Annotated in this window: 5 protein-coding genes and 1 pseudogene; 1 reads left to right on the plus strand and 5 read right to left on the minus strand. The window is 41.4% G+C overall.

All coding sequences use genetic code 11. The features are described 5' to 3' along the window. Positions 1 to 231: 231 nt before the first annotated feature. Genes E5983_RS08475 through dnaG form a run of 3 tightly spaced genes read right to left on the minus strand, consistent with a single transcriptional unit; the run spans position 232 to position 3453 of the window. Positions 232 to 561, minus strand: coding sequence for a metal-sulfur cluster assembly factor (locus tag E5983_RS08475; RefSeq protein ID WP_160333410.1), 330 nt, complete (start codon positions 559 to 561; stop codon positions 232 to 234). Positions 562 to 570: 9 nt separating this feature from the next. After that, positions 571 to 1683 carry an RNA polymerase sigma factor RpoD gene (gene rpoD / locus E5983_RS08480; protein WP_160333411.1) on the minus strand — a complete coding sequence of 371 codons (1113 nt, stop codon included), beginning with the start codon at positions 1681 to 1683 and terminating at the stop codon, positions 571 to 573. Between the two features lie 3 nt (positions 1684 to 1686). Next, on the minus strand, positions 1687 to 3453 hold the full coding sequence (gene dnaG / locus E5983_RS08485; protein ID WP_160333412.1) for a DNA primase: 1767 nt from the start codon (positions 3451 to 3453) through the stop codon (positions 1687 to 1689). A 164-nt stretch (positions 3454 to 3617) separates the two neighbouring features. On the opposite strand from dnaG, the gene mscL reads away from it, so the two are divergent. Further along, entirely contained in the window at positions 3618 to 3998 is a 381-nt protein-coding gene (gene mscL, locus E5983_RS08490; protein ID WP_160333413.1) for a large conductance mechanosensitive channel protein MscL, read from the plus strand. An 84-nt stretch (positions 3999 to 4082) separates the two neighbouring features. Here the strand turns inward: mscL and rpsU are convergent, their stop codons facing one another. Then, the gene (rpsU, locus tag E5983_RS08495) at positions 4083 to 4259 is read right to left on the minus strand and encodes a 30S ribosomal protein S21 (RefSeq protein ID WP_000048054.1); all 177 of its coding nucleotides are present in this window, start codon (positions 4257 to 4259) and stop codon (positions 4083 to 4085) included. Positions 4260 to 4685: 426 nt separating this feature from the next. Then, positions 4686 to 5045, minus strand: a pseudogene (locus E5983_RS08500) (ISLre2 family transposase); the annotation flags it as partial. Positions 5046 to 5149 lie beyond the last annotated feature (104 nt).

The raw sequence follows: 5149 nt of genomic DNA on the forward strand, positions 1-5149 counted from the left end.
TTCGCATCCACTAAACCAATCTCCTCTACTCATGTTTTCTGAGACTAGTATAGCTAGATTTCTACTTTATCGGAAGATACCTTGTTATTGGGCGCTTACGAACAAAAAAGAGAGTGGGACAGAACTAAATTTGAAAAAATTTAGTTCTGTCCCACTCAGCTACTACGTCAAAGGCATTTTGTTAGCCAAAGTCAATGAGGTTAGACTCTGGTCCTAGCCTCTTTTTTTGCATTATTTAATTCCCAAGGCAATCCGGGCATACCGGCTCATTTTTTCGACCGTCCAGGCTGGATACCAAACTAGTTTGACATCCACCTTTTGAACCTCTTCAAGAGGCTTCAAAGCATCATAAATCTGTTCGGTTAATAAATCCGCTAGGGGACAACCCATGGTTGTCAGGGTCATATCAATTTCGGTATTCCCTGTTTCTGGATCAAAACGGATTTCGTAAACGAGTCCCAAATTAACAATATCAATCCCTAATTCAGGGTCTAAGACTTCTTCCAAAGCATGGAGAATCTTGGTTTTAATTGCTTCTACATCTGCTTCTGTATAGGCCATGTTTTTTTCCTAATCTTCAATAAAATCACGCAAGGGTTTCGAACGGCTTGGTTGGCGCAGTTTGCGTAGGGCCTTGGCTTCAATTTGGCGGATCCGTTCGCGGGTCACGTTAAAGACCTTCCCAACATCTTCCAATGTCCGCATCTTGCCATCATCTAGACCGAAACGGAGGCGGAGAACATTTTCTTCACGGTCAGTGAGGGTGTCCAAAACCTCATCCAGTTGTTCACGCAAGACCACGCGGGTTGTGTAATCAACTGGATTTTCAATAACCTCATCTTCAATGAAGTCTCCGAGATGGCTATCATCTTCCTCACCAATCGGTGTTTCCAGAGAAACCGGCTCTTGGGCAATTTTGAGGATTTCACGCACCTTATCCGGTGTCATATCCATACGTTCTGCAATCTGTTCTGGTGTTGGATCTTGTCCCAACTCCTGCAACAAGGTCCGTTGTTCCCGAACCAATTTGTTGATGGTCTCAACCATGTGGACAGGAATCCGAATGGTCCGAGCTTGGTCTGCAATGGCACGTGTAATGGCCTGACGAATCCACCATGTCGCGTAAGTTGAAAATTTGAATCCCTTGGTGTGGTCAAACTTATCAACGGCCTTCATCAAGCCCATATTCCCTTCCTGAATCAAATCCAGGAATTGCATGCCGCGTCCAACATAGCGTTTAGCAATGGAAACAACCAAGCGAAGATTAGCTTCAGCCAGGCGTTGTTTGGCTTCTAAGTCGCCTTGCTCTACCAAGATTGCCAATTCTTGTTCTTCTTCATTGGTCAGAAGCGGCACAACACCAATCTCTTTCAAATACATCCGAACTGGATCATTGACTTTGGCAGAGTTGCTTCCGAGCAGCTCCTCATCGGACAAATCCTTTTCTTCCTCTTCTGCTGCCAATACACGCTGACTTGGATTTCCATCCTTATCGGTAACCGAAATACCCGCATCCTGAATCCGTTGGAAGAGGTTGTCAATGCCATCTGCATCAAGACTAAAAGGAACAATCAGAGTGCTATTGATTTCCTCATCTGTTGCGGTACCAGAAAGTTTGTGATTTCGAATAAATTCTGCAATCTGAACATCTAATGTTGTTACTTCTTTTTGTTTTTTAGCCATTCCTTACTCCATTTTTCTTTTCTGGGCAATCAGTTCATTTAAATCTAAGACAGCTTGATCGTGACGACCAATTTGCGAGGCTGCCTGAATGCTTTGTGCAATTTCTTTACTTCTTAGTCGATTTTTTTCTAATTCTTGGGTTCGCACTAACTGTTCAATTTCCTCATCTCCGATTTGCGGAGGGAGATTCAATTCCAAAATTTGATACCAAAGATGATTGATTTCCTCCGATTCCTGGGCTAAATCCTGACTGGTCACCTGCCCTTTTTCAAGCAAGAGCTGATAGAGGTGCTCATGATCCTTTTCAACAAAATGAAAATTTTCCAAAAATCGAAATTCGTTCAATAAGTTGCTATGGTGAATCAAGCGATGCAACAATTGCCGCTCGGTATTGGTTAGGCGGCTTTTAGGAAGTTGGACTCGCATCTCAAACGAAGGCAACTGAACCTGCTGGGGCGCTCCTGCAGCAAGCTGAACCCGAGCCTGCCCCAGCATTTGTTCCAACTGGGCCACATCAAAGGCCGTGGCTTCCTGAGATAATTTTCGAATATAAACCTCTCTCAGCAAGTCGGTCGGCAAGGTTGCAATAAAAGGTAGCAGCTTTTCCACATAGGCCAGCTGGGCCTGTACTCCTTGCAGCTGAGATGGACGGTAATAGTCCATCAAAAATTCGATAGAATCCATGCGGGTTTCCTGCAGACAGATCCGCAAGTCTTCCGGGGAATGAGCCTGGAGGTATTCATCAGGGTCCATGCCTTGCGCAAAACGAACCACTTCAACCGAGAAGCCCTTGAGCTCTTGGATCGATTTTTCAATAGCTGCCTGACCGGCATCATCGCCATCATAGGCCAAAACCACCGCGGGTTGATAGGCTCGCAAGCGTTGGACATGCTCGGCCGTCAGCGCTGTTCCCATAGTTGCGATAGCATTTTTGACACCCGCTCGATAGGCCGCTATGACATCCATAAACCCTTCCATTAAGTAGACTTCTTTAGCCTTTTTTAAATGGGGTAAAGCTTGGTTCAAATGATAGAATTCAAAACTTTTATTAAAAATTTTGGTCCGACGACTATTTTTGTACTTAGCCTGCTGATCAGACGAATCCCCAAAAATCCGGCCGGAAAAGCCAATCACCTGCCCCTTCATATTGGTTAAAGGAAACATAATCCGATTGTAGAAAGAGTCGACCAGCTTATTTTGTTCAATATGGAAAAGCCCTGAATCCAGGTAACGCTCTTCTCCAAAATTGAACTTTTGGACCACGCGATCATAGAGGTAATTCCCGCGATCCGGCGCTAAACCAATTCCGAAATATTCGATATCTTGCCGAGACAGTCCCCTGGATTCCAAATAGGCCAAGGCTTCTGTCCCCATTGTAGAGGTCAATAAGATAGCCTGGTAAAAAACCGCTGCTTCTTCATGTAAGGCTATTAAGTCTGCCTCTTCCGATGGTCGTTGAGGTTGGCCTTGTATGGAGGGAGCAACCTCAATCGTTTCTCCTATGAAGCGAGCCACTTTGGCAACAGCTTCCATAAAGGGAATACCATCAATCTCCTCGACAAAGCGATAAACATCTCCCGATTTGCCACACCCAAAGCAATGGTAAAATTGCTTCTCTTGGTTAACATTAAAGGAGGGCGTCTTTTCTCCATGGAAGGGGCATAATCCTAGATAATGACGGCCAGCCTTGGTCAAAGGCAGATAGTCTCCAATGACATCCACAATATTCACACGACTTTTTAAATCTTGAATTTCTTGTGTTGAAACCATGTCCCCTCCTCCCCAATCGCTATTTTTTCATTTTATCCTAAATAGTTGTGTTTGTAAAATAAGCCGATTTTCTTTTACTTTTAAAAAAATCAAGCAAATCCATTGTCTTTTCAAGCTCACTTGGCTATAATGTATTCGTATCAAATAAAAGAACGGAGATTCTTATGTTAAAAGAATTGAAAGATTTCCTCTTGCGTGGAAATGTTGTTGACCTTGCTGTGGCCGTGATTATCGGGGCTGCTTTCGGACAAATCATCACTTCTTTGGTAGATGATGTATTGACACCACTCTTCTTGAACCCAGCTTTGAAAGCTGCTCAAGTAGAAAAAATCGCTGACCTTACTTGGAACGGTGTTGCTTACGGAAACTTCCTAAGTGCTATCATCAACTTCCTAATCATCGGTACTGTTCTCTTCTTTGTTGTTAAAGCTGTTGAAAAAGCACAAAATCTTGGTGCTAAAGCTAAAGCTGAAGAAGAAGAAGTTGCTGGGCCATCTGAAGTGGACTTGCTTCAAGATATCAAGGCTCTTCTTGAGAAAAAATAAAACATCTAAAAATTGGGACTCCGGTCTCAATTTTTTTTGCAATTAATAGCAGAAAAAAGCAATCCAAAAGGACTGCTTTTACTATTAGAATTTCTTACGTTTACGAGCTGCTTCTGATTTACGTTTACGTTTTACAGAAGGTTTTTCATAGAATTCACGTTTACGTGTTTCTTGAAGAGTACCAGCTTTAGTAACCGCACGTTTGAATCGACGAAGTGCATCATCTAATGATTCGTTCTTACGTACCACTGTTTTTGACATTCCATCTCACTCCCTTCAAGTTAAAATCTACTATATTATACACAAGTCAAAAGTCCCTGTCAAGATTTTTTAGAATAATGTATGCGGTAAAATTTTTTAGAGACCCTAAGACTTTGTATATTATAGGAGATTTTTACTTAGATTTAACAAAAAAACTGAACAATTTCTTGCTCAGTCCTTGACATAATTGTCGTTATCCCCCATAATAAGGATATGACTGAGTAAGAAGTGAGGTTTCTTACTCGATGAGACGGAAGATGTAGGAGTCTTTCGTCTTTTTTTATTCAATTTACTTAATTCAAGTATAGCACACATATCAATACAAGACAAGTGATTTTAATTGAAAATAGCACAAAAAGCCTTTCTAACAGAAAGGTTTTTTTGTATATAACTTTATATATACTTTTGTATATAACTTCTTGTGTTCTATTTAGATCCAGATCGCTTCTTACGAGTCTTATAACCTGACTTTGGAAGGCTATAATCTTTCTCAACTTCTTGCTGTTTTCTCATGATCTTAGTAGCACTAAATTTAGAAAGATCTCTTATCTTTTCAAATTCTTCTCTCCAATTTCCGAAAAATAGATCTCTCAACTCTCCTTCATGAGCTAATATAATCATTTGACTCATCGTCTCAACTCCATCTTTCGTCCAATACATTCCACGTTTCTTCATGCGATAGGTTATCTTCCGATGCTGAGATTCCATGATGCCAATTCCTGAACCTGAAAAACCTCTTGAGGCAGCTGGTTCCGTATATTGAAAATTATTGACTAACTTTTTCTGGTTCTATAATAAGTTGTGTGGAAAGCTTGCTCTCCATGCAACTTTTTTTGTAATTCAGAGTGCAAAAAAAAGCAATTCCTAGTAAACTGATAAGTGAAAAAAAA

This window comes from Streptococcus danieliae (assembly GCF_009767945.1).
Taxonomy (GTDB): Bacteria; Bacillota; Bacilli; order Lactobacillales; family Streptococcaceae; genus Streptococcus; species Streptococcus danieliae.

Excerpts from the sequence above, each read along its gene's own strand:
- E5983_RS08475 (WP_160333410.1), bottom strand. The coding sequence starts at position 561 with ATGGCCTATACAGAAGCAGATGTAGAAGCAATTAAAACCAAGATTCTC.
- rpoD (WP_160333411.1), bottom strand. The coding sequence starts at position 1,683 with ATGGCTAAAAAACAAAAAGAAGTAACAACATTAGATGTTCAGATTGCA.
- dnaG (WP_160333412.1), bottom strand. The coding sequence starts at position 3,453 with ATGGTTTCAACACAAGAAATTCAAGATTTAAAAAGTCGTGTGAATATT.
- mscL (WP_160333413.1), top strand. The coding sequence starts at position 3,618 with ATGTTAAAAGAATTGAAAGATTTCCTCTTGCGTGGAAATGTTGTTGAC.
- rpsU (WP_000048054.1), bottom strand. The coding sequence starts at position 4,259 with ATGTCAAAAACAGTGGTACGTAAGAACGAATCATTAGATGATGCACTT.